The 20,540-nt window shown below is 47.8% G+C and carries 21 protein-coding genes; 13 read left to right on the top strand and 8 right to left on the bottom strand.

Annotation, left to right across the window (positions count from 1 at the left end; translation table 11 throughout):
• Nucleotides 1-124: 124 nt before the first annotated feature.
• Complete coding sequence (gene rpsB, locus AC4PME_RS01975) at nt 125-856, bottom strand: 30S ribosomal protein S2 (protein ID WP_119500484.1); 732 nt, start codon at nt 854-856, stop codon at nt 125-127.
• Between the two features lie 404 nt (nt 857-1,260).
• On the opposite strand from rpsB, the gene map reads away from it, so the two are divergent.
• The 3 genes from map (at nt 1,261) to dapD (ending at nt 5,712) form a co-directional block, all read left to right on the top strand.
• On the top strand, nt 1,261-2,055 hold the full coding sequence (gene map / locus AC4PME_RS01970) for a type I methionyl aminopeptidase (protein WP_119500482.1): 795 nt from the start codon (nt 1,261-1,263) through the stop codon (nt 2,053-2,055).
• 184 nt (nt 2,056-2,239) lie between these two features.
• A complete protein-coding gene (glnD, locus tag AC4PME_RS01965) occupies nt 2,240-4,891 on the top strand; it encodes a [protein-PII] uridylyltransferase (protein WP_119500481.1) in 2,652 nt (883 codons plus the stop codon).
• Nucleotides 4,888-5,712, top strand: coding sequence for a 2,3,4,5-tetrahydropyridine-2,6-dicarboxylate N-succinyltransferase (gene dapD, locus AC4PME_RS01960; protein ID WP_119500480.1), 825 nt, complete (start codon nt 4,888-4,890; stop codon nt 5,710-5,712). Before glnD ends, dapD begins: the two co-directional genes overlap by 4 nt.
• Before the next feature lie 100 nt (nt 5,713-5,812).
• Here the strand turns inward: dapD and AC4PME_RS01955 are convergent, their stop codons facing one another.
• The 3 genes from AC4PME_RS01955 to AC4PME_RS01945 are packed head-to-tail and all read right to left on the bottom strand — an operon-like array spanning nt 5,813 to nt 7,344.
• Entirely contained in the window at nt 5,813-6,262 is a 450-nt protein-coding gene (locus AC4PME_RS01955; protein ID WP_491045061.1) for a flavodoxin domain-containing protein, read from the bottom strand.
• 22 nt (nt 6,263-6,284) lie between these two features.
• Nucleotides 6,285-7,004, bottom strand: coding sequence for a pseudouridine synthase (locus AC4PME_RS01950; RefSeq protein WP_491045060.1), 720 nt, complete (start codon nt 7,002-7,004; stop codon nt 6,285-6,287).
• A gap of 28 nt (nt 7,005-7,032) precedes the next feature.
• Nucleotides 7,033-7,344 (bottom strand): YqcC family protein, encoded by a 312-nt coding sequence (locus AC4PME_RS01945; RefSeq protein ID WP_491045059.1) that lies wholly within the window; start codon nt 7,342-7,344, stop codon nt 7,033-7,035.
• A 109-nt stretch (nt 7,345-7,453) separates the two neighbouring features.
• On the opposite strand from AC4PME_RS01945, the gene AC4PME_RS01940 reads away from it, so the two are divergent.
• Both AC4PME_RS01940 and AC4PME_RS01935 read left to right on the top strand, forming a co-directional pair.
• Entirely contained in the window at nt 7,454-8,506 is a 1,053-nt protein-coding gene (locus AC4PME_RS01940) for a DUF3549 family protein (RefSeq protein ID WP_491045058.1), read from the top strand.
• 4 nt (nt 8,507-8,510) lie between these two features.
• Entirely contained in the window at nt 8,511-8,813 is a 303-nt protein-coding gene (locus tag AC4PME_RS01935) for a DUF3301 domain-containing protein (protein ID WP_119500478.1), read from the top strand.
• 847 nt (nt 8,814-9,660) lie between these two features.
• Here the strand turns inward: AC4PME_RS01935 and AC4PME_RS01930 are convergent.
• Both AC4PME_RS01930 and AC4PME_RS01925 read right to left on the bottom strand, forming a co-directional pair.
• Complete coding sequence (locus AC4PME_RS01930) at nt 9,661-10,308, bottom strand: GNAT family N-acetyltransferase (RefSeq protein WP_119500476.1); 648 nt, start codon at nt 10,306-10,308, stop codon at nt 9,661-9,663.
• 135 nt (nt 10,309-10,443) lie between these two features.
• Nucleotides 10,444-10,803 carry a DUF3192 domain-containing protein gene (locus AC4PME_RS01925; RefSeq protein ID WP_119500475.1) on the bottom strand — a complete coding sequence of 120 codons (360 nt, stop codon included), beginning with the start codon at nt 10,801-10,803 and terminating at the stop codon, nt 10,444-10,446.
• Nucleotides 10,804-11,013: 210 nt separating this feature from the next.
• Here AC4PME_RS01925 and AC4PME_RS01920 point away from each other — a divergent pair, with 210 nt between their 5' ends.
• Nucleotides 11,014-11,304: a hypothetical protein gene (locus AC4PME_RS01920; RefSeq protein WP_491045057.1), complete on the top strand. Its 291-nt coding sequence runs from the start codon at nt 11,014-11,016 to the stop codon at nt 11,302-11,304.
• Nucleotides 11,305-11,307: 3 nt separating this feature from the next.
• Here the strand turns inward: AC4PME_RS01920 and syd are convergent, their stop codons facing one another.
• Nucleotides 11,308-11,856, bottom strand: coding sequence for a SecY-interacting protein (syd, locus tag AC4PME_RS01915; RefSeq protein ID WP_119500474.1), 549 nt, complete (start codon nt 11,854-11,856; stop codon nt 11,308-11,310).
• 102 nt (nt 11,857-11,958) lie between these two features.
• Between syd and queF the strand changes: the two genes are divergently transcribed.
• The 7 genes from queF to AC4PME_RS01880 all read left to right on the top strand — a co-directional run bounded on the left by queF (nt 11,959) and on the right by AC4PME_RS01880 (nt 19,531).
• The gene (gene queF / locus AC4PME_RS01910) at nt 11,959-12,801 is read left to right on the top strand and encodes an NADPH-dependent 7-cyano-7-deazaguanine reductase QueF (RefSeq protein ID WP_442858452.1); all 843 of its coding nucleotides are present in this window, start codon (nt 11,959-11,961) and stop codon (nt 12,799-12,801) included.
• A 20-nt stretch (nt 12,802-12,821) separates the two neighbouring features.
• On the top strand, nt 12,822-14,354 hold the full coding sequence (locus AC4PME_RS01905) for a GGDEF domain-containing protein (RefSeq protein WP_150154247.1): 1,533 nt from the start codon (nt 12,822-12,824) through the stop codon (nt 14,352-14,354).
• Between the two features lie 9 nt (nt 14,355-14,363).
• Entirely contained in the window at nt 14,364-15,722 is a 1,359-nt protein-coding gene (gene ppnN / locus AC4PME_RS01900; RefSeq protein ID WP_303574449.1) for a nucleotide 5'-monophosphate nucleosidase PpnN, read from the top strand.
• A gap of 91 nt (nt 15,723-15,813) precedes the next feature.
• Entirely contained in the window at nt 15,814-16,188 is a 375-nt protein-coding gene (locus tag AC4PME_RS01895) for a DUF3192 domain-containing protein (protein WP_119500471.1), read from the top strand.
• 10 nt (nt 16,189-16,198) lie between these two features.
• Complete coding sequence (locus tag AC4PME_RS01890) at nt 16,199-17,812, top strand: HDOD domain-containing protein (RefSeq protein WP_119500470.1); 1,614 nt, start codon at nt 16,199-16,201, stop codon at nt 17,810-17,812.
• 218 nt (nt 17,813-18,030) lie between these two features.
• Nucleotides 18,031-19,038: an isocitrate dehydrogenase gene (locus tag AC4PME_RS01885; protein WP_119500469.1), complete on the top strand. Its 1,008-nt coding sequence runs from the start codon at nt 18,031-18,033 to the stop codon at nt 19,036-19,038.
• A gap of 169 nt (nt 19,039-19,207) precedes the next feature.
• Complete coding sequence (locus AC4PME_RS01880; RefSeq protein ID WP_490708447.1) at nt 19,208-19,531, top strand: ComEA family DNA-binding protein; 324 nt, start codon at nt 19,208-19,210, stop codon at nt 19,529-19,531.
• Nucleotides 19,532-19,588: 57 nt separating this feature from the next.
• On the opposite strand, the gene galU is transcribed toward AC4PME_RS01880, so the two are convergent.
• Entirely contained in the window at nt 19,589-20,482 is an 894-nt protein-coding gene (galU, locus tag AC4PME_RS01875; RefSeq protein ID WP_119500467.1) for a UTP--glucose-1-phosphate uridylyltransferase GalU, read from the bottom strand.
• Nucleotides 20,483-20,540: the final 58 nt, after the last annotated feature.

Genomic DNA, 20,540 nt, shown 5'->3' with positions numbered 1-20,540 from the left:
CAATTCCTCAGCATTAAACATTTAATAAGGTAAAAGGGGCTATTGGTGCCCCTCTTGAGATATTCGGTATTTTTGATGACAGTGGCATGTCATTGCCATGACCACTGTCACCGGTCAGGTCTGATTACTCAGCGGCTTCTACGAAGTCGTCTTGCTCAGCCTGAACTTCAAGGTTGCTTTCGCGACCTTTGTTTACTGCATCAGCAGCAGCATCAAGATACAGCTGGATAGCACGGATCGCGTCGTCGTTACCAGGGATGATAAAGTCAACACCGTCAGGGTTAGAGTTAGTATCTACAACACCAACTACAGGGATACCCAGGTTACGTGCTTCAGTGATTGCAATGTGCTCGTGGTCAGCGTCGATAACAAAGATCACGTCAGGCAGACCGCCCATGTCTTTGATACCGCCAAGGCTGCTTTCCAGCTTGTCCATTTCACGTTGCAGCATCAGCGCTTCTTTTTTGGTCAGCTTGTCGAAAGTACCGTCTTGTGCTTGTTGCTCAAGATCTTTCAGACGCTTGATAGACTGGCGAACTGTTTTCCAGTTAGTCAGCATACCGCCCAACCAACGCTTGTTCACGTAGAACTGGTCACATTTCTGTGCTGCATCTTTTACAGCTTCACCAGCCGCACGCTTAGTACCAACAAACAGGATTTTACCTTTCTTGGAAGCAACACCAGACAGGTAGTTCATTGCTTCGTTGAACAGAGGTACTGTTTTTTCCAGGTTGATGATATGAACTTTGTTACGGGCACCGAAGATGAAAGGCTTCATCTTAGGGTTCCAGTAGCGGGTTTGGTGACCGAAATGCACACCGGCTTTCAGCATGTCACGCATTGATACGTTAGCCATGATATTTTCCTCTTGGGGTTAGGCCTCCATATACCCCTTCCATCGATCCGCGCGGTCTGTGAAGTCCTTGCAGACACCCCGATGACAAGTGTCGGTATATGTGTGTTATTTAAAAAGTTAATTTACGAATATTGCGGTCCGGATAAACAGTGTTTTTCCGACTCTCACAAAACGCGGGCGCTTTATACCACAACAGGCCCCCATGCTCAAGTTTTAACGTCATCTGAGGCTGTCAAAATGCAGGATGACTATACAGTTGCGCTGTCAGACGTTACCATAATAGCAATCATGCGCCTGCCGTTTTAATTTGTGATAACTTCAAATACCTGAGTCAGGTATATCATCAGACTAAACACATTCCCGGCGCATTCCCGTTTTCTCTGTTATCAATAATCGAGGGTACAGTGGCAGCTATTATTAAAACCGCTGAAGAAATTGAAAAAATGCGCGTTGCCGGCAAACTCGCCGCAGATGTGCTGACGATGATTACACCACATGTGAAAAAGGGTGTAACCACTGACGAACTGAATACCTTATGCCACGACTATATTGTCAATGAGCAACAAGCGATTCCGGCACCATTAAACTATGGTCATCCACCGTTTCCAAAATCTATTTGTACATCGGTAAACCATTGTATTTGTCATGGCATCCCGTCGGATAAAAAACTTAAAGACGGCGACATCATTAATATTGATGTAACCGTGATAAAAGACGGTTACCACGGCGATACCTCAAAGATGTTTATCGTCGGTAAGCCCGCCATTCTGGCTGAACGCCTGGTGCGGGTAACGCAGGAGTGTTTATATAACGCCATCAAACAGGTAAAGCCCGGCATGCGTCTGGGGGACATTGGTCACCTTTGCCAGACACATGCTGAATCGCATAATTATTCTATCGTCCGTGAGTACTGCGGACACGGTATCGGTGCAGGTTTCCACGAAGAACCTCAGATTGTTCACTACGGCCGTCCGGGCACGGGTGATGAACTGGTTCCGGGTATGTGCTTCACAATTGAACCCATGGTAAATGCCGGTAAGCGCCACTCAAAAGTACTGCCGGATCAATGGACTGTGGTCACTAAAGACCGCAGCCTGAGTGCCCAGTGGGAGCATACTTTGCTGGTTACTGAAGACGGTGTTGAAGTACTGACGCTGCGTGAAGAAGAAGATTTGCCCAGAGTCATCAGCCACAGTTAATTCCGGCCGGTGAGTTTTTCCGACAGGCGTGTCCCGGCGCCTGTCTGTCTCCCTTAGTTATAACTTTTTCGACTAATTATTCACTTTTTAGCTCATTTTCATCACCTTTGCATAATGCGAAAATATGACGTTTCGTGTTATTGTTCGCCAGATTTTTCCTTTCTGAAGTAATAAAAGGCACATTTTGAGCTTACAAAGACTAATCGAACAGGCCGAAACCATCACCTCCGCTGAAGATATCGCAGGTATCAAAGCGTGTATTACTGCGTCTAACCAGTGGCTCGAAAGCGCGTTTGATACGACACCGGTGGATCAACTGGTCACCGGCCGTGCGAAGTTTGTGGATGCCATGCTTGCCCACCTCTGGCAACTGATGGGTCTGGATGTTGTATCCGGCCTGGCGCTTTGTGCGGTTGGGGGATATGGTCGCGGTCATCTGCAGCCGCATTCAGACATTGATTTATTAATTGTCAGTCACAAAAAGCTCAATAAAGATGTGCAGGAGCGCATCAGTCAGTTCATCACACTGTTATGGGATATCAAACTGGACGTGGGCCAGTCTGTCCGGACAGTGAAAGAAACACTGCAACTTGCAAAAGAAGATATCACGATTACCACAAACCTTGTGGAGAGCCGCCTGCTCACCGGTGACATGGATGTGTTTGAAACACTGTGGGATAAGCTGAACAGTCGCAAATCCCTTTCATCGAAAGACTTTTTCAAAGCCAAGTACGACGAGCAAATGGCCCGTCATGCCAAATTCAATGGCACGTCTTACAACCTTGAGCCTAATATTAAAGAGAACCCGGGTTGTTTGCGTGATATTCAGTCCATCGGCTGGGTCGCGAAGAAGCATTTCAAAGAATATGACGGCTTTAATCTGGTTGGACACGGTTATTTTACTGAAGAAGAACATGGCGAACTGATAAGCTGCCGCATGCACCTCTGGCGTATGCGTTTTGCTCTGCACCTTATAGCCGGACGCAGTGAAAACCGCTTACTGTTTGATTACCAGCCGGATGTAGCAGAAAAACTGGGATATGGCCGCGACGGAAAAGCATCAGTAGAAAAAATGATGCGGGACTTTTTCCGCATTATCCGCCGTGTGAGTGAACTGAATAAAATGCTGCTGCAACGGTTCCGCTACGATATGCTGAATCAGAGTGTACAGTCTGAAACGCCGGTTAACGCAGACTTCAAACTCCTGGACGGAATGATATCTCCTACCCGTTCCGGTGTATTTGATTGCCCGGAAGCTGTGCTGGATTTTCTCAAAGTCGTGGCCGACACTCCTGCAGTACAGGGACTGGACACCGATACCATCCGCCAGCTCAGGAATGTCCGCAGAAAGTTTGAAAATAACTACTACGTGGAACGGGAAGGTTGCAGGGAACGGCTGATGCTACTTTTCCGCCATCCCCACTTTTTCGATTTCGCATGGGATATCATGCATCAGTACGGCATTCTGGAATGTTACCTGCCGGAATGGGACAAAATTGTCGGCATGATGCAATTCGATTTGTTCCATGCCTACACAGTTGATGAGCACACCCACCGTGTGGTGAAAAATGTGAATCATTACTTCCAGCCGGAAAACATTGAATTTCCCCGGTGCGGCAGAATTGTCCGTAATCTGGACAAACCTGAGCTGATTTATATTGCCGCAGTATTTCACGACATTGCAAAAGGCCGTGGCGGCGACCACTCAGAACTGGGCGCTGAAGATGTGGCAAAATTTGCCGGATTACATGGCATAAAGCCGAAAGATGCAGAGCTGATTGAATGGCTGGTCGAAAACCACCTGCTAATGTCAGTGGTTGCCCAGCGTCGTGATATTTATGATCCGGATGTGATCAGCGAATTTGCCACCGCCGTGCGCAGTCATACCCACCTGAACCTTTTATACGTACTCACTCTGGCGGATATCCGCGCCACCAATGATAACCTGTGGAACGACTGGAAATCATCGCTGCTCAGAGAGTTGTATCTTATGACCCAAAAGGCACTGGACAATGGTTTGCAATGTCAGGTCACGCTGGACGACCGGGTAAAAGAACATAAACACACAGCGCGTATTATTCTGGACGCGCAGGGTGTGCCGGAAAACGATATTCAGTCGCTGTGGGATCGTCTGGAAGACGATTACTTTGTGCGCTTCAAGCCGGCGCAGATTGCCTGGCATACACTGGAGATTTTAAACGGGGAAAAATCCGTACTGGCAGATAATCCGGACGCTCTGGTGGTTAAGGCTAATGACAACTCCGCAAAAGGCGGCACTGAAATTCTCATTTACGGGCGGGACCGGAAAGCACTGTTCGCTCAGGTTGCCTCAGTCATAGACAGCAGAAACTGTTCAATTCACGATGCCCACATTACAGTCACCCGTGACGGCTATGTGTTTGACAGCATTCTGGTGCTGGAAAATGACGGTTCCAGATTAAGTGGTGAAAACCGTACGAAGAGTCTGGAGAATGCCATTCTTTCTCAACTGGAAAAGCCGGGACGGGCCCATGACAACAAGCGCAAACTTTCCCGCCAGATGCGTCAGCTGGATGTCCCCACGAAAGTCCGCTTTTTTACATTAAATGATGAAAGCACACTGATAGAACTGGAAGCGCTGGACGCCCCCGGGATTCTGGCTAAAATTGGCCATGCATTCGTGGATAAAAGCGTGGTGCTGAAACTGGCAAAAATTGCCACCATCGGGGAACGTGCCGAAGATATTTTTATTGTCAGCAACGACGCTGGCAAATCATTAACCCAGGAGCAGCAGGTTGCCCTTAAAAAGCAAATCCTGTTTAAACTCGATCAACTTGAAGACATCAACATATCATGACTGAATTGAAATCCATCATTGAAGATGCGTTTGAAAACCGTGACGCTTTGTCACCCTCTTCTGCGCCGGACGAAGTAAGACAAGCTGTTGCAGACGCTATCGCTATGCTGAACAGCGGTAAAGCCCGCGTAGCGGAAAAAATTGCCGGTGAGTGGGTTGTTCATCAATGGCTGAAAAAAGCGGTATTACTGTACTTCCGTCTTCACAACAATGACATTATCGATGGTGCTGAAACCACATACTTCGATAAAGTACCTTTAAAATATACCGGCTACACTGCTGAACAATTTGCCGCAGAAGGCGTTCGTGTTGTGCCACCGGCTGCAGTACGTACCGGTTCATTTGTCGGTAAGAATGTGGTTGTGATGCCGTCTTACGTAAACATCGGCGCATTTGTTGATGAAGGTACCATGGTAGATACGTGGGCAACGGTTGGCTCGTGTGCACAGATCGGTAAAAATGTTCACCTGTCAGGCGGCGTAGGCATTGGTGGTGTACTGGAGCCATTGCAGGCCAACCCGACGATTATTGAAGATAACTGCTTTATCGGTGCACGTTCTGAAATCGTTGAAGGCGTGATCGTAGAAGAAGGCGCAGTAATTTCTATGGGCGTCTACATCTCCCAGAGCACCCGCATTTATGACCGTGAAACCGGCGAAATCACTTATGGTCGCGTACCGGCAGGTTCAGTTGTGGTTTCAGGCTCTCTGCCTTCTAAAGATGGCTCTCACAGCCTGTATGCAGCGGTCATCGTGAAGAAAGTGGACGCAAAAACCCGTGCAAAAGTAGGCATCAATGCCCTGCTCCGTGGCGTAGAATAATTCTGCGGATCACGTAAATAAAAAGCGCAGCCGGGAGTATGAACTGACCCGGCTGCGCTTTTTTCGTTATAGCTGCCTGCTATAAACCCACTGACGGTGATTACATCACCAGTTCATCTTTGATGGATTCGACAAACGCCAGCACCGGCTTTTCCGGCTCAAAGCATTCAATGGCATCCACCTCCAGCATCTCAGCCACGGCTTTACCCTGCAATTCGCTTAGCAATTCAAACCACTGGCGTCCTGCTGCACAATACGTATCTCCGTAGCTACTGTCACCTAACGCACAAACAGCGAAAGGTTTCCTGTCGAGTAACGGAAACTGGTCTTTTAAATCTGAAAATACAAATTCCAGATTCGGTGGCACATCTCCCTGTCCGGTTGTTGATGTGATCACCAGTAAAGCACCGGCGTCAGTCACATCTGAAACTTGCGGATCACTGCACACCTGACACTCGATGCCTTGCGCACTCAGGGATTCAGCTACCGTTTCTGCGGCATGCTGCGCATTTCCGTAAACACTGCCGGCAAGAATGGTTAATGCTGTCATATCAGCCCTCTTTAATCAGTCATTAAGTCACCTCGTACCCGGCCAGGTTGCTGAGCATACTGGCAAAAGGCGCATGAGGCGTTGTATTGATGGTAACGGTTTTTCCCGTCACCGGATGTGAAAATTGCATTAAAGTACACGTAAGGGCTAATTGATTAAAACCAAACTGCTCCCGTGCAAATTTATTTTGTTTGCCATCACCGTGTGAAGTGTCACCGATGATGGGATGGCGTAAATGAACAAGGTGTCTGCGCAACTGATGTTTGCGTCCGGTAAACGGCCGGAGCGCCACCAGCGAATAACGCGCAGAATCATACCTTCCCACCGGCACAGGCACACTGAATTTTTTCATAACCGTGTATTCAGTTACTGCATGCTGCGGGGCTACGTCTTCTGCCCGGTGAGCATCGGCAAACTTGTCCCGTTTAAATGTGAGGGCATAATCGATTAAACCACAGCCGTTCATCCAACCACGCACCAGGGCCAGATAGCCTTTACGGATCTGTTTGCCCATCATTGCCTGCCCCAGCTGACTGGCGATCTGTCCGTTAAATGCAAATACCAGTACACCGGAAGTAGGCCGGTCCAGACGGTGCACCGGATAAACGTGCTGCCCCACAGTATCCCGTAATTTCTGAACGGCAAATTCAGTTTCCCGCTTATCTATCGGGCTGCGATGAACCAGCAAACCCGGGGGCTTATCCATGGCAACAATGTGATCATCCTGATATAAAATCTTCACTGGCTGATGACCGGTTATCAATCCTGTTTCACTCTCCACAAACAACCTCGTCAAGTTGCTGCAGCACCAGATGCAAATCTAACTCGCCCGGCAACGCAATCTGGGCCATCGGCAGTAAAGCCATATTTTCGGGTAAAGGTTGTCCTGCAGCAATTAGTTGCTGAAAGCGGGGAATGAAAATAAATTGCAGCCATGCCTCAAAGGCCAGCGTATCGCGGGCGAAGGGCTGCGTACTTTGCAACGCTTCCGGCGCCGGTGCTGTTGACGACCAGTAGCCACCTGCCTTAAGGACTGTTTCCAAATCTTTCAGTAACAGACCAATGTGTTCAACCTGTGACATAACGGCTCTTTATGATGAAAAGCGGCCATTATAGAGTCACTGTTACGGTAGTAAAAGCCCCGGCACACCGTTATCATACCGCCTTTGTTTTCAGGTGGAGCAGTTCAGTATGTCCGGTCAGTCAGCCCAATCTATTCAAACACTCAGCGAATTTCTGCTGCACGCAGGAACGGACTTTCAATTGTTTGATTTAGGCCGTGGTGTACACCCTCTGGACACACAGCAATTCCTTGAGATGGAAAGCGGCATGCGCCCCTGCCCCAGACCACGCCAGCAACACGCCTGGTTTGGCATTGTTTTCTGGTCGGGCAAGCCGGTAAAACATCACTATATCTGGTTTCTGAAGTTCCCGGTTGATGAGCGGGGTTTACTGGTCATGGCCGCCCGTAATCATTTTTTGCAAATTATTGTCGATGTGCTCGGTAGCAGTCCGGAAAATGAAAAGCAGGATACATTGCCGGATAATCCTTACTCTTTTGTGCCGGTACAGTCGCAGATGGCGCAGTTCAACGCCCTGACCCGAAATATGCTCGGCCTGCCGGCAGCACCGGGCACAGATAAAGTTGCGCAGTATGTAAAAGCCCCGGCAGTCAGTGACTGGCGGGAACTCTCTGTACAGGCCATTGCCGATTATGCCACTACGCTGACATCAGATGACGCTGTCACCGCTGTGGTAACCAACCTGTCACTTTTTCAGCAGGATTTTGTCAAGACACTGATGGAGAGTTGTGAACCCGTTGACCTGGCGCCAACATTGAAACAAGCCATTGCCGTTTACTGTCGGGAAACGCTGCTTGAAAACCCGGTAACGGGTCTGGCCGCATTGCGGGCACTGGCCAGCGAAACAGCAGATAAAACTGTCACGGCACTGTTGAAAGATTTACTGAACGGGGAACAGGCTGATATTCATCTGCTCAGCGTGATTGCCGGCCGCCACTATGCACAGCTCGATGAAACCCTTCTTGTTCGCTTTTTTGAAAATGCTGCCGCTATGGATGATAAAGAAAACAGGCAAGGCGCAGTATTTGGCGGTTTTTTCTCTGACCTGGTTCAGTTACCGGTGCTCAGATTACAGGTACTGACCCTGTTGAGAACGGATACGTGCAGCGAAAAGCTGAAACTGGCCTTCGGGCGGTTGTTTAACCAGGCACAGAAGCAGTAAACAAATGACTTTAGGTGAATTAACTTTATTTCTGCTGATTGGATTTGCGGGCTTTCAGTTCTGGCGGATACGCAGCATTTCAGAGGCGGCATTCGAACACGCGCGCCTGTACTGCGACACGCATCATCTCCAGTTGCTGACACTGGCCCGTCGCTCCACACGACTGACTTTCAAATATGCTAAGCCAGACTGGCATTCACGATTTGAGTTTGAATTTTCCGGAAACGGAGAAGACAGATATACAGGAGAAATGGAAATGGTGGGAAAACGGGTACTCAGAACGCAATTACCGCCTTACCGCGTATAAAAACGCAAAAAAAGCGATAGCCCGACGCTATCGCTTTTTCTGAATTTTGAGCGTCCTTCTCTGCGATCCATTGCAACTTTCACCGTCCAGTAAAAATCCGTATGCGCCCCTTTCCTTCTTTTCCTGCGTCATCCTGAGCAGGCCACTCTGTTCCGTGAGCGGATCCCTTTCCATTTTTCCTGTAGTAACTACACATCCTTCGTGCAGCATTCTTCAATCCCTGAAGTTGTCCATTGCGTTCATCATGAACGCTATCCTTATCCCTTAATCCATATTAACCACTCATCCGTGCAGTGGTAATCCCCGTTCCTGAGGTTGTCCCTGATGCGCTTTCCTTCGCGCTTCCAATGTCCTTTTGACCACAATCCCCGTGGTATTCTTCATCCTGAAGTTGTCCCTGACGGTCATCCTGACCGTATCCCTTTTCCGTTCTCCTGAAAACTGGCTCTTCCTGAGTCAGTATTCCGTTCCTTCGGTTGTCCGCAGTTCATCCATGAGTGTCGTAAAGTTCATCCCTGACTCGTCGTGTTTCCCTGTGACATGATTAATAGTACTGATCCTGTAGATCTGTGCTACATGCTTTTTTCAATTATTTTCACCGTCATAAATCTGTCATTAGCGGCATTAGCAAAAAGTCTAACAAAAACAGCAACTTTATACTTTGGTATAATAAAAACGTCATAAAAAAAACTTCAAAGTCCTACACTTTTGTAAGACATGTCTTACAAACTTTTGGGTAATGTCTACCGGGGGAATTCTGCGAAAAAACACCGGTAGCAGAATAGTGATGAAAAAAAGCGCAACCATCAGGTTACGCTTTCAAAACAGGGAGATAGAGGCTAAGTGATCAGACCAGCGGCTTCGGCTTAAAGAGGATCTCTCCGGTAACGTCAGACACTGTGATCACCGAGATCTGTTGATAGAACCCGCTTCTGAAGAACTTCAGGTATTTGGGCAAGCTCACAAAAACGCCCACCCCTTCGCTGGATGAGTCTTCATTTACGATACTGTCTATCGCCCCCATTAATACATGACCCAGACCATGATGCTGATGGTCCGGATGGACGGCAATAAAAGACACCATATGATAATGTTCAGCGGGCATTGCACTACGGATCTTCTCTTCTTTCTCAACCATAGCACGGGTACTGAAATAGCCTGCTGTCAGCAGCATTTTCAATCGCCAGTGCCAGAAACGCCCGCTGGAAAAGCTGCTGCCGGGTTTCGTCAGACAAGTGACAGCCAGCAAGCGACTGTCTTCGAACAACCCTATCATAGGTTGACCTGCATCCCAGAAGGCATCCAGCTCTTCTCTGATGGCACTACGCAGACGGCCTTCATAGCCTTCTTTTTCTGCCTGAAAGATGTCCATGAACAGAGGATCATCATGATAGGCGTTATAAAGAATGGAAGCGGCTACTTTCAGATTGTCGGCAGTAAGGAATACTGCACGCACGTCTTCGATATGTACATCTGACTCAAGAACGGTATTCATGGGACGATCTCCTGTAAATGAGAACAGGCGGATGCACTACTGACGCCTGACAAACAGTTATAGCCTGTTTTTTAATCACTTTACAGAAGAACGGCTCATTTGTTAACTAAAAGTTAATTCACACTATTCAGCGGTTCAGAGCTGGTTGTAAGCACCGTCACCCCAGCCCGTAAGAACACCGTCACGGAATACCAGAGGCGTACATTCGTCTTTAGATGTGACACCGTCATCCATGGTGCGTTGAGTACGGTAGAACAGTACGCGGTAAGCGTGATCATTCTTATCGTGCATTTCGTTAAAGTCGGCTACACCCATTTTGCGGACAACCGATTCATAGGTCATACCGGTTTCTAACTGCGAAACATGCTTACGGTTATTGTATTCACGATCCTGCCAGTCTGAAGAATAATGTCCGTCATCTCCGCCTACAGAGATAACACAACCGGTGAGTGTGAACGGTGAAATAAGAGCAGCGGCCAGAATGAGATGTTTCATTGTAATCCTTTTTATAAAAATAATTTCAGTGGTTTTATTAACACCTTAAGAATCAAATTTCAGACCACAAATTAACTCACTGATTTTGTTTAACATTATAAAATCCAGTAAAGTAAGCCTGGTTAACATTTAGTGTATTACACTATTAACTGGTGCTTTATACTATTCCCGAAAACTCTGTATTCTCAGTAACCGAAGTAAGGAAAAATGATGTCTCAGGCCGATCAGTCACAACAGCTCGTTATGCTTTGCCACAAAATGCACCAGGAAGGTTTGCAGCCCGGCGTAGGGTTGTTGCGCGCGCGGGCTCCTTTCAAAGTCTCAGTGACGCAGGCTATCGATGCGATAAAAGCCTGGAATGCCAGCAGCAAAATGCCGGCAACACCAGCTTCAGATGCCGGCGACCGGGTCGCTGCGCTGGAAAAACGTGTCAGCGAAATGGAATCGGCTATTGCGATACTTGAACAACGTCTCGCACAATTGAGTGATAAAACAGCGTAAAGATTAAGTGCGCGGGGTAAGCGCCGACAGAAAATCAGCCATTGAAGGGGCAAGCACCTGCTCAGCACGTTTGCCAACTCTCTCCAGCAATACCTCACCGGTGCTATTGTCCAGTGAAATCAGGTAGTCATCGTCGTCTGTGAGTGCGAAGAATAACGTAGCAGGCTGTTTCAGGCGACGTTTCATCATAATGTGCCCGATGAGATTTTCCTGAAGTCTTTCGAAATCTTCATCGCTGCATACCTGCAGCAGTTCACAGTTGCCCTGCTCCGCTTTTGCCGGTATATGAAAGCTGAAGTAGCGGGTAAACCAGGTAACAAAATCAGCGTGTAATTTAATATCCAGCGCCTCTTCCAGACCATTAAAGTTATTGTTGCCTGTTTGCTTAACAGGTTGCCAGTTTACCACTTCACCATTCTCAGCATTCCGGGAATAACACGGTGAAGGCCAGTCTTTATCAAATTCAATCGTCAGAAATTCGGGATTTTGTGACCCGGCGGTAAGGCATTGCTGAATAAAAGCATCTAAACTTTGTGTTAATTGGTCGGGCATTTCGGTGGCCTTTTGGTTACACTGAGGACCTGCTTCATTCTGGTTTTATCAGATTGCGGGCCCGTTGACTTTTCTGCCCGCTATTTTAAGGTTGAATCACACATTATGACAAACCCAAAGCCTTTCAAGGTGCCTTCGGATCTTTCCCTTGGAAAAACGGTTGAATATGAAACGTCTTACAATCCTTCATTGCTCCAAGCTGTACCACGCAGCCTGAGCAGAGATACACTGTCATTATCAGCGGAAACCCTGCCTTTTCAGGGCTGCGATATTTGGACCGGTTATGAATTGTCATGGCTGAACAGCAAAGGTAAACCCTGTGTGGCGATTCTTGAATGCAGAGTGCCGGTCACGTCTCCTTCATTAATTGAGTCTAAATCTTTCAAGCTCTACCTTAACAGCTTTAATCAGTCGAAATTTGATGATGCAGAAGCAGTAAAGGACGCCCTGACCAGAGATCTATCTGCCTGTGCCGGAGAAAATGTTGATGTCACAGTTATCCTGCCAGACGCATTCAACGCGCTGGGAATGGAAGAACTGTCAGGGCATGTGATTGACGATCTGGATATTACGGTGACGTCATATTCTCCTGACAGCGGGTTATTAACTACAGAAAATCAGGATGTTGCCGAAACAGTAGTCAGTCATCTGCTTAAATCGAATTGTTTAATCACAAATCAGCCAGATTGGGCTAGTATTCAAATCAGGTACAGCGGAAAACAAATCGATCACGCATCGTTACTGAAATATTTAATTGGTTTCAGACAACACAATGAATTCCATGAACAGTGCGTTGAACGAATATTTTGCGACATTATGAGCCAGTGTAAGCCGGAAAAACTTACTGTCTTTGCCCGTTATACCCGACGGGGAGGACTGGATATTAATCCGTTCCGGTCGAATTATGAAACTGCAGGTTTAAACACCCGTTCGGCTCGCCAATAGTGGGCGGTCACTCCGCCGGTATGCAAAGGAAAATGATGGATTCTAAGCAACTATCTTCATTAGCTTCACATAATGAGACGCTGGTACAGTTCATAATACGGTTAAGTTCCTTTTATGAGGGTTTGTCAGCCGAGACTGATAAAGAATTGCGGGTTCTGCGGGGACACCTGTCCGGAAAACCTGATTTTACTCTCGCCACGGTCAGTATTAACAAGCTGAACACCCATATCCAGCATGCTGACACGTCAGTGAAACAGCACACCCAGCTTACCGTTAAAGAACTTGAAAAGGCGATCAAACAGTTTCAAAGCACATTTCAGCAGAATAAGACATTGCGTCAGCAAAGTGCGCATTTACTGATTGCCGCTCAACAGCCCGTCGATAACCTGTTTCAGCTGCAGTCATTGTGTCTTAAAGCAATCAAACTGTTCTCTCTTGTGTCTGCCGAAGCCGTTGAGGAAAACGCCGGCTCATCTCCCCAATTGCACAAAAAGCCTGAAGCACGGACGAGCGGTTCACTGTTTGAAGAAATTCAGAACGAACTGAGTCAGCTCATCGACAGCTACGCAAAAAAGCAACCTGATGAACCGAAGGTCGTTGATTTGCGCACGAAACTGGAATCGCAACTTTCTGAAGAAGAGCTGCTGCAGACCTGTATTATCGTTATCAGGCTGGTAGTTACGGAATCCATGCATGAGGCAACCCTGTCCGGACGTATGATCTACCGTATCCATCACGCGTTAGGCGGGATTCAGGAAGGTGTTGAAGCCAGTATGGCTTCGTCGGGCAAAGCCTTTGAAGCGCGAAACGCCAGTGCGGATGACATTGCCAGCCAGCTGACGGAAATGGGTCAGACCGTTCAGGACTCTGATTCACTGGAAAAACTGAAAACGCAGGCTCAGGCACACATTACGTCTATTTCTACGGCCGTGGCTAACCGGAAAGAGGCAGACAATAAGGAACAGCAGGCACTGATGGGCTTGCTGAGTGCGATGCAAACGCAAATGGAAACCCTGCAGCGTCAAACTCAGGTTTACCGTCGCAAGCTGGCTGAGCAGACTGCATTTAGTCATACTGATCCTCTTACCCGCCTGCCAAACAGACTGGCTTACAATGAACGCTTCAACCGCGAGTATGAGGATGCCCTGAATGACAACCGTGCGTTATCACTCGCTGTGATTGATATCGACTTTTTCAAATCTATTAATGATCGTTTCGGCCACCAGGCCGGTGATAAAACCTTGCAGGTGGTGGGACATCACCTGAAAAAACAGCTTCACGGTGATGAGTTTATTTCCCGCTGGGGTGGTGAGGAGTTTGTGATGATCCTGCCATTTATCGAAACCTCAGCGCTGGAGAAAAAGCTGGATGACATGCGGGAGTCTCTGTCCCGTTTACCTTTCAAATTTAAACAGGAAAAAGTCAGTATAACCGCATCATTCGGTGGTACCTGCCTGCGTGAGAACGATGAACCTCATTCCATGTTTGAGCGGGCCGACGAATTACTCTATCAGGCGAAAAAGAACGGCAGAAATCGCGTTGTAGTCGAATAGGACTGTGATATGAATAAAGTGCAACTGAACCCGGTAGGCTGGATGAGCCAGCTGTCACAAGATGAAGTCGCCAGACTTCAGGACACCACTAACAGCAAGTTATTCGATGTTTTTAAACGATGTTGTCTCGCAGTCCTCAACAGCGGCGTAGACGAAGACAATTTCGAACTGCTCTTTGCACCATACGACGACTTTGATATTCGCCTGATACGACGTGAGCGCGGAGTCAAAATAGAGCTGATTAATCCCCCTGAGGTTGCCTTTGTGGACGGCAAGTTGATGCGTGGCGTACATGAGCATATATTCGCGGTGCTTCGTGATTTACTGTTCATGGGCAATAAATACGCTTTTGTTCATGAAAAAGCGCCCACAGAAGGCAGTGCTGTTACCGACATGGTGTTCGATATGCTGCGTCACGCCCAGGCACTGGAAGGCAATGATGAACTGAATACCATTGTCTGCTGGGGTGGCCATTCCATCAGACAGCACGAATATAAATATACCAAGGAAGTCGGATACCAGCTGGGTCTGAGAGAAATGAATATTTGTACCGGCTGTGGTCCCGGCGCCATGAAAGGGCCGATGAAGGGTGCTGCCATCGGCCACGCCAAACAGCGCTATTCCAAAGGGCGTTACATTGGCATTTCAGAGCCGGGCATTATTGCTGCCGAGCCGCCAAATGCTATCGTCAATGAACTCATTATCATGCCGGATATAGAAAAGCGTCTTGAGGCTTTTGTTCGTCTTGCACACGGCATTATCATCTTCCCGGGTGGCGTGGGTACAGCAGAAGAATTGCTGTACCTTCTCGGTATTTTGATGAACGACCGCAACGCCCAGCAGCCTTTCCCTGTCATTCTTACCGGTCCCGCTGAATCAAGAGTCTGGTTTGAAGCGATAGACGAGTTCATTGGTGCAACACTCGGTAAAGAAGCACAGGATAAGTATCAGATCATTATCGATGATGCCGCAGAAGTCGCCCGTACGCTCAGCGCCGGTTTGAAAAAAGTAGAAAATTTCCGCCGCGCAATGGGGGATGCATTCAGTTTCAACTGGTCGGTGCGTATCGATGAGTCATTCCAGATGCCTTTCGAGCCCACTCACGAGAGTATGGCTGCCCTTCCTCTGCATACTGATCAACCGGTTTCAGAAATAGCGAAAGTACTGAGACAAGCCTTTTCCGGTATTGTCGCCGGTAACGTAAAAGCGGACGGTGTAAAGCAGATTAAAGAACAGGGGCCGTTCCGTCTTACCGGCGATCCCGCCATGATGGAACGTATTGATACGCTGTTGCAGTCATTTGTATCACAACAGCGAATGAAGTTGCCCGGTTCGGACTACGTTCCCTGCTATACAATTAATGCCTAGTTCCGGTTAAAGCTTGTTACGATTTAGTCGTTACAGTTGAACGGTGTTTTAAGGTACACTGAGGGCAATTCGCAGTTAAAAGTGAAAAAGGATGAATGGCAAGGTTTTAAAACTGATTTTGCTGGGCGCATGCGCCTACGCCCTCTTTGTTTTTCTGGTAATGTCATTTTACCCTGACAAGCCGGAAAATATGGACTGGCAGGATCGGGAAGAATACAACAAGGTTCAAATCACCAAACTGAAGTTAGGTGCCACCCGTGAAGAAGTACTTGCCTTGCTCGGGTCTCCGGACATTACCGAAGCAAAGATGGACTCAGGCACAACTATTCAGGTGATGTTTTACCGTACTCAACATGTCAGAGCTGATGGCCTGACTACTCAGGATGAGTGCACGCCTTTGTTGTTTGAGGGCGATCAGTTAATCGCCTGGGGAGAAGGTGCCTATCAGAGTTATCTGAAGTCATAACTCCCCTGCAATGCATAGTGTCATTGAAGATCTTGTAAACCATATTCATCAAACCGGCCTGCTGTTTACGCAGGCGTGTTCTCCCGCAGAAATAACCAGGCAGAGTCTCTCTCTGGCCATCCGGCTAATTAAATCCGGCCGCACATTACCCGACTCGCTTCTTGCCATTACATCGCTTCCGCAGGCCTCTTCTGCTCACAATCTGTTGCCACAACGTGCAGCTTGTTTAATGACCTTTCTGGGCCTTAAGTTTCAACTTAATGATCACTATCTTCAGCACCTCGTAGCCGCTACTTTCGCCGTTTGCAGCCTGAAAAACAATGCTGAACAACAAGAAGGTTGTCAGCTTTTCTGGCGGGAGAAGCGACTGCTTTTTTTTTCCGGTTTACTGAAACTTCAAAAAGTGGCTCAGGCACCAGCCCCCCACCGTTTCCTGCATCCTCACCGGTTAAACGAAGAACAATCGCTGTTTATCTCCGTCATTTCACTGATTAAAAATCAGCAGGGCTCAATGGTAAGCAGGTTGAAACCGGTTATTCCCCGCACTAATGAGAGGGAACAGCACCGGTTTGAATGTTTACTGAAGTATCCCGGCGAATTTATGCCCGGCTGCGCAGTGTCTTTTCCTAATGGTGAAGGTGTCTTCCTGTTCACTTTAACGTCCACCACAGGTGCTGTATTGACAGGGTCCGGGGATGTGGAGGAGAAACACCTTCGTCAGATTAAAATAACACGCTATCAGGCTTTGTCTCTGAATGAATGGCTATCAGAAGTAAAGGCCTGCGATGCGGCTTTTAAACCTGCCGTCAGACAACTGATACCCGATACCTACCCTGTGAGTCGTTTACCCGGTGATCTGCAGACTATCATTACGAGTTTGCACGATACCAATACCGACATTCATAAGCTCTCGCGCAGGCTTTCACGCATGCCGGTATTTTCAGACTATCTGAAGAAAACGGCCAGTCTGGACAACCGGCTTCAGTTACCTGTGAAAGACGTTAAACAAGCCATTATGACTTACGGCCTTACCCGGGTGGGCGATATGCTAATCATGCGGGCACTGAACCAGCGTCTGCACCAGCGGCACTTCCCGCAGCTTGCTGTTTGTATCCGGTTCGCTGAACTTGTTGCTGCGATTGCATCAGAACTGGCTGAGAGGAGTAATGTTAAGCAGACACCGCAAACAGCAGCTTTGATTGCCACCTTTATAACAGCACCTTTGTTTACCTTGCATGCACTAAAGGTTATTAAACACTGGCCGCTTCAGCGGCAGCGGTTGTATCAACTAACGGCATTGCAGGAGACGGAGACCCAGCCCCTCCCGGCCCTGTCTGCTTCGCTGGCGAAACAGTGGCAACAGCCGGCGCGCTATCAGGCTGTTATCACCCATTGTTCAACGTTACCGGCTCATGTGCCTGAAGCGGTACGGGCAGACGCAGCTTTAGCCGGACTCAGTATATTACTGGCTAACAAATGGCTGTTTGGTGGCGCTGAATGTGAGAATACGAAGCTGTTTAAAAGTCAGGCGTTACAGAGTCTGAAGCTTACGCCATCCTCTTTGTCAGAAATAGCCGGCGTCACCAGCTACCTGATGTGGTTACCTCTTCGCCAACGCTCATAGCCAACATTCATGAAATTTATGGCGAGTGACATGCAGTTTTCTGTTACACCCTGTCGTCTTGATATAAAATAGAAGGGTTAAGACTTTTGCCACTGGCAACGGTTTTACGCATTTCCGGCTTTGGCGACTCTCCGTAGGTGACACAACTTTACGCTGTCACAGTAGCGCCTGGCAACCTGACGATTAATTAAAAACAGAAACCCAAAGGATTCCTCAACATGACTCAGCAACGCATTACAGTCATTCGCGGCGACGGCATTGGTCCGGACATCATTGATGCCACTATTAAAATACTGGACAAGGTGGGATGTAACTTCGCTTATGACTATGCTGATGCAGGTCTGGTAGCGCTGGAAAATCATGGCGAACTGCTACCACAAGAAACCCTCGACCTTATCGCCAAAAACAAAGTGGCACTGAAAGGCCCGCTGACGACGCCGGTTGGTGAAGGTTTTACATCAATCAACGTAAGCTTGCGTAAGCAGTTTTCTTTATATGCTAACGTACGTCCGGTGTTATCTTTCAAGGGTACCAAAGCCCGCTATGAAGATATCGACATCATTACTGTACGTGAAAACACCCAGGGTATGTACTCAGGTCTTGGCCAGGTGGTCTCTGAAGACGGCCAGGAAGCTGAAGCGATGAGTAAAATCACCCGCCAGGGTGCAGAGCAAATCGTAACGTTTGCCTATGAACTTGCCCGCCGTGAAGGACGCAAGAAAGTCACTGCAGTGCATAAGGCGAACATCCTTAAGTCTACATCCGGCTTATTCCTGAAAGTGGCCCGTGAAGTGGGTGAGCGCTATCCGGACATCGAATCAACAGAAATGATTGTTGATAATACCTGTATGCAACTGGTTATGAACCCTCACCAGTTTGATGTGATTGTTACGACCAACCTGTTCGGTGACATTCTGTCTGATCTGTGTGCCGGTCTGGTAGGTGGTCTGGGTATGGCTCCGGGTGCAAACATCGGTAAAGACTGCGCCATCTTTGAAGCGGTACATGGTTCTGCACCGGATATCGCTGGTAAAAACCTAGCAAACCCGACTTCAGTGATCCTTGCTGCAATCCAGATGCTTGAGTATCTCAACATGGGTGACAAAGCAGAGAAAATCCGCAGTGCACTGAAAGAAGTTATCGAAACCGGTGACCGTACAACCCGTGATCTGGGTGGTCAGGCCGGAACGACTGAGTTTACCGACGCGGTACTGGAACGTCTCTGATAGTGAACGGTTGAAAAAACTTTGTAGAAAGCGGGCATCATGTCCGCTTTTTTGTTGTCCTGACCTTTACCTGTACAAAAACTGGTCTCTCTTTTTATCTTCTTTGGATTTAAGCTTTTTATGTACACCGGTACACACAAATCACTTAATTCAACACAAGGAAGATACAATGAACAAATCCAGACTGGCACTGGCCGCTTTATTTGCAACACTCTTTTTGAGTCAAAGTGGCGCTGCTCTTGCCAACACCATTGAAACAGATGTCACTGAAGCAGCCGGAATTACGCTGCCCGATGCATTAGACTTAAACACTGTCACGGCAGAAGAATTGACTGCCTTACCCGGTATCGGTCTGAGTAAGGCGGAAGCCATCATTGCTTACCGCAATGAAAAGGGCTATTTCCATGAAGTGGACCAACTCACCGAAGTAAGGGGGATAGGTGAAAAACTGCTGGCAAAAGTGCGGGACCGGGTAAAAGTAGTACAACATTGATCACCGCACATAAAAAAGCCCGCGAAACGCGGGCTCAATTATATTCACATTCCGGAATTAACCATTCAGTGAAGCAATGTACTGCTTGAACTCTTCACCCAGGTCAGGGTGACGAAGAGCATATTCAACATTTGCTTTCATATAACCAAGTTTACTACCACAATCATGGCTCTTGCCCTTCATGTAGTACGCATCAACCTGCTCAATTTTCATCAGTGAATCAATGGCGTCAGTTAACTGAACTTCACCACCGGCACCCGGAGGCGTGAACTCCAGCAGATCCCAGATTTTCTCGGACAACACATAACGACCGACTACTGCAAGATCTGAAGGTGCTTCTTCCAGTTCTGGTTTTTCTACCATTTTGTGGATTTTCGCAGATTCACCCGGCTTAATGTCTACGCCTTCCAGATCTGCAATACCAAATTTAGAAATATCTTCTTTTGGCACCTGCTCCACCATAACCTGACTAACACGGCTGGTATTAAATTTAGCAACCATGTCTGCCAGGTTATCTTTCTTCGGATTACTCGCAACATCGTCAATGATTACGTCAGGCAGAACAACCGCGAACGGTGCATCGCCTACCAGCGGATGCGCACACAGAATTGCGTGACCCAGACCTGCAGCATGGCCCTGACGGACGTGCATGATAGTTACGTCTTTTGGACAGATTGACTGTACCGCTTCGAGTAACTGACGTTTAACACGTTTTTCCAGTGTCGCTTCAAGCTCGAAGGACGTATCGAAATGGTTTTCAATGCTGTTTTTACTCGCGTGAGTAACCAGGATAATTTCTTTCACACCAGCAGCAACACATTCGTTTACTACATACTGGATAAGCGGCTTATCAACAACTGGCAGCATCTCTTTCGGGATGGCCTTGGTTGCCGGCAACATACGTGTTCCCAAACCAGCTACCGGAATAACCGCTTTCTTTACTTGACTCATATTCGTGTCCTTTTACTGAAAATCCTCAACCGATGATGTAGTAATGCAATCCGCATTC

The organism is Alteromonas sp. (assembly GCF_984505615.1).
Note: the sequence above shows the minus strand (reverse complement) of the source record. Positions and strands in the feature narration are given on the sequence as shown.

Coding starts and splice junctions, on each gene's coding strand:
- ppnN (WP_303574449.1), top strand. CDS start 14,364: ATGAATAAAGTGCAACTGAACCCGGTAGGCTGGATGAGCCAGCTGTCA.
- AC4PME_RS01940 (WP_491045058.1), top strand. CDS start 7,454: ATGTCCGGTCAGTCAGCCCAATCTATTCAAACACTCAGCGAATTTCTG.
- AC4PME_RS01935 (WP_119500478.1), top strand. CDS start 8,511: ATGACTTTAGGTGAATTAACTTTATTTCTGCTGATTGGATTTGCGGGC.
- AC4PME_RS01920 (WP_491045057.1), top strand. CDS start 11,014: ATGTCTCAGGCCGATCAGTCACAACAGCTCGTTATGCTTTGCCACAAA.
- AC4PME_RS01930 (WP_119500476.1), bottom strand. CDS start 10,308: ATGAATACCGTTCTTGAGTCAGATGTACATATCGAAGACGTGCGTGCA.
- syd (WP_119500474.1), bottom strand. CDS start 11,856: ATGCCCGACCAATTAACACAAAGTTTAGATGCTTTTATTCAGCAATGC.
- rpsB (WP_119500484.1), bottom strand. CDS start 856: ATGGCTAACGTATCAATGCGTGACATGCTGAAAGCCGGTGTGCATTTC.
- AC4PME_RS01880 (WP_490708447.1), top strand. CDS start 19,208: ATGAACAAATCCAGACTGGCACTGGCCGCTTTATTTGCAACACTCTTT.
- AC4PME_RS01925 (WP_119500475.1), bottom strand. CDS start 10,803: ATGAAACATCTCATTCTGGCCGCTGCTCTTATTTCACCGTTCACACTC.
- AC4PME_RS01905 (WP_150154247.1), top strand. CDS start 12,822: ATGCAAAGGAAAATGATGGATTCTAAGCAACTATCTTCATTAGCTTCA.
- AC4PME_RS01945 (WP_491045059.1), bottom strand. CDS start 7,344: ATGTCACAGGTTGAACACATTGGTCTGTTACTGAAAGATTTGGAAACA.
- AC4PME_RS01955 (WP_491045061.1), bottom strand. CDS start 6,262: ATGACAGCATTAACCATTCTTGCCGGCAGTGTTTACGGAAATGCGCAG.
- dapD (WP_119500480.1), top strand. CDS start 4,888: ATGACTGAATTGAAATCCATCATTGAAGATGCGTTTGAAAACCGTGAC.
- AC4PME_RS01890 (WP_119500470.1), top strand. CDS start 16,199: ATGCATAGTGTCATTGAAGATCTTGTAAACCATATTCATCAAACCGGC.
- AC4PME_RS01895 (WP_119500471.1), top strand. CDS start 15,814: ATGAATGGCAAGGTTTTAAAACTGATTTTGCTGGGCGCATGCGCCTAC.
- galU (WP_119500467.1), bottom strand. CDS start 20,482: ATGAGTCAAGTAAAGAAAGCGGTTATTCCGGTAGCTGGTTTGGGAACA.
- AC4PME_RS01885 (WP_119500469.1), top strand. CDS start 18,031: ATGACTCAGCAACGCATTACAGTCATTCGCGGCGACGGCATTGGTCCG.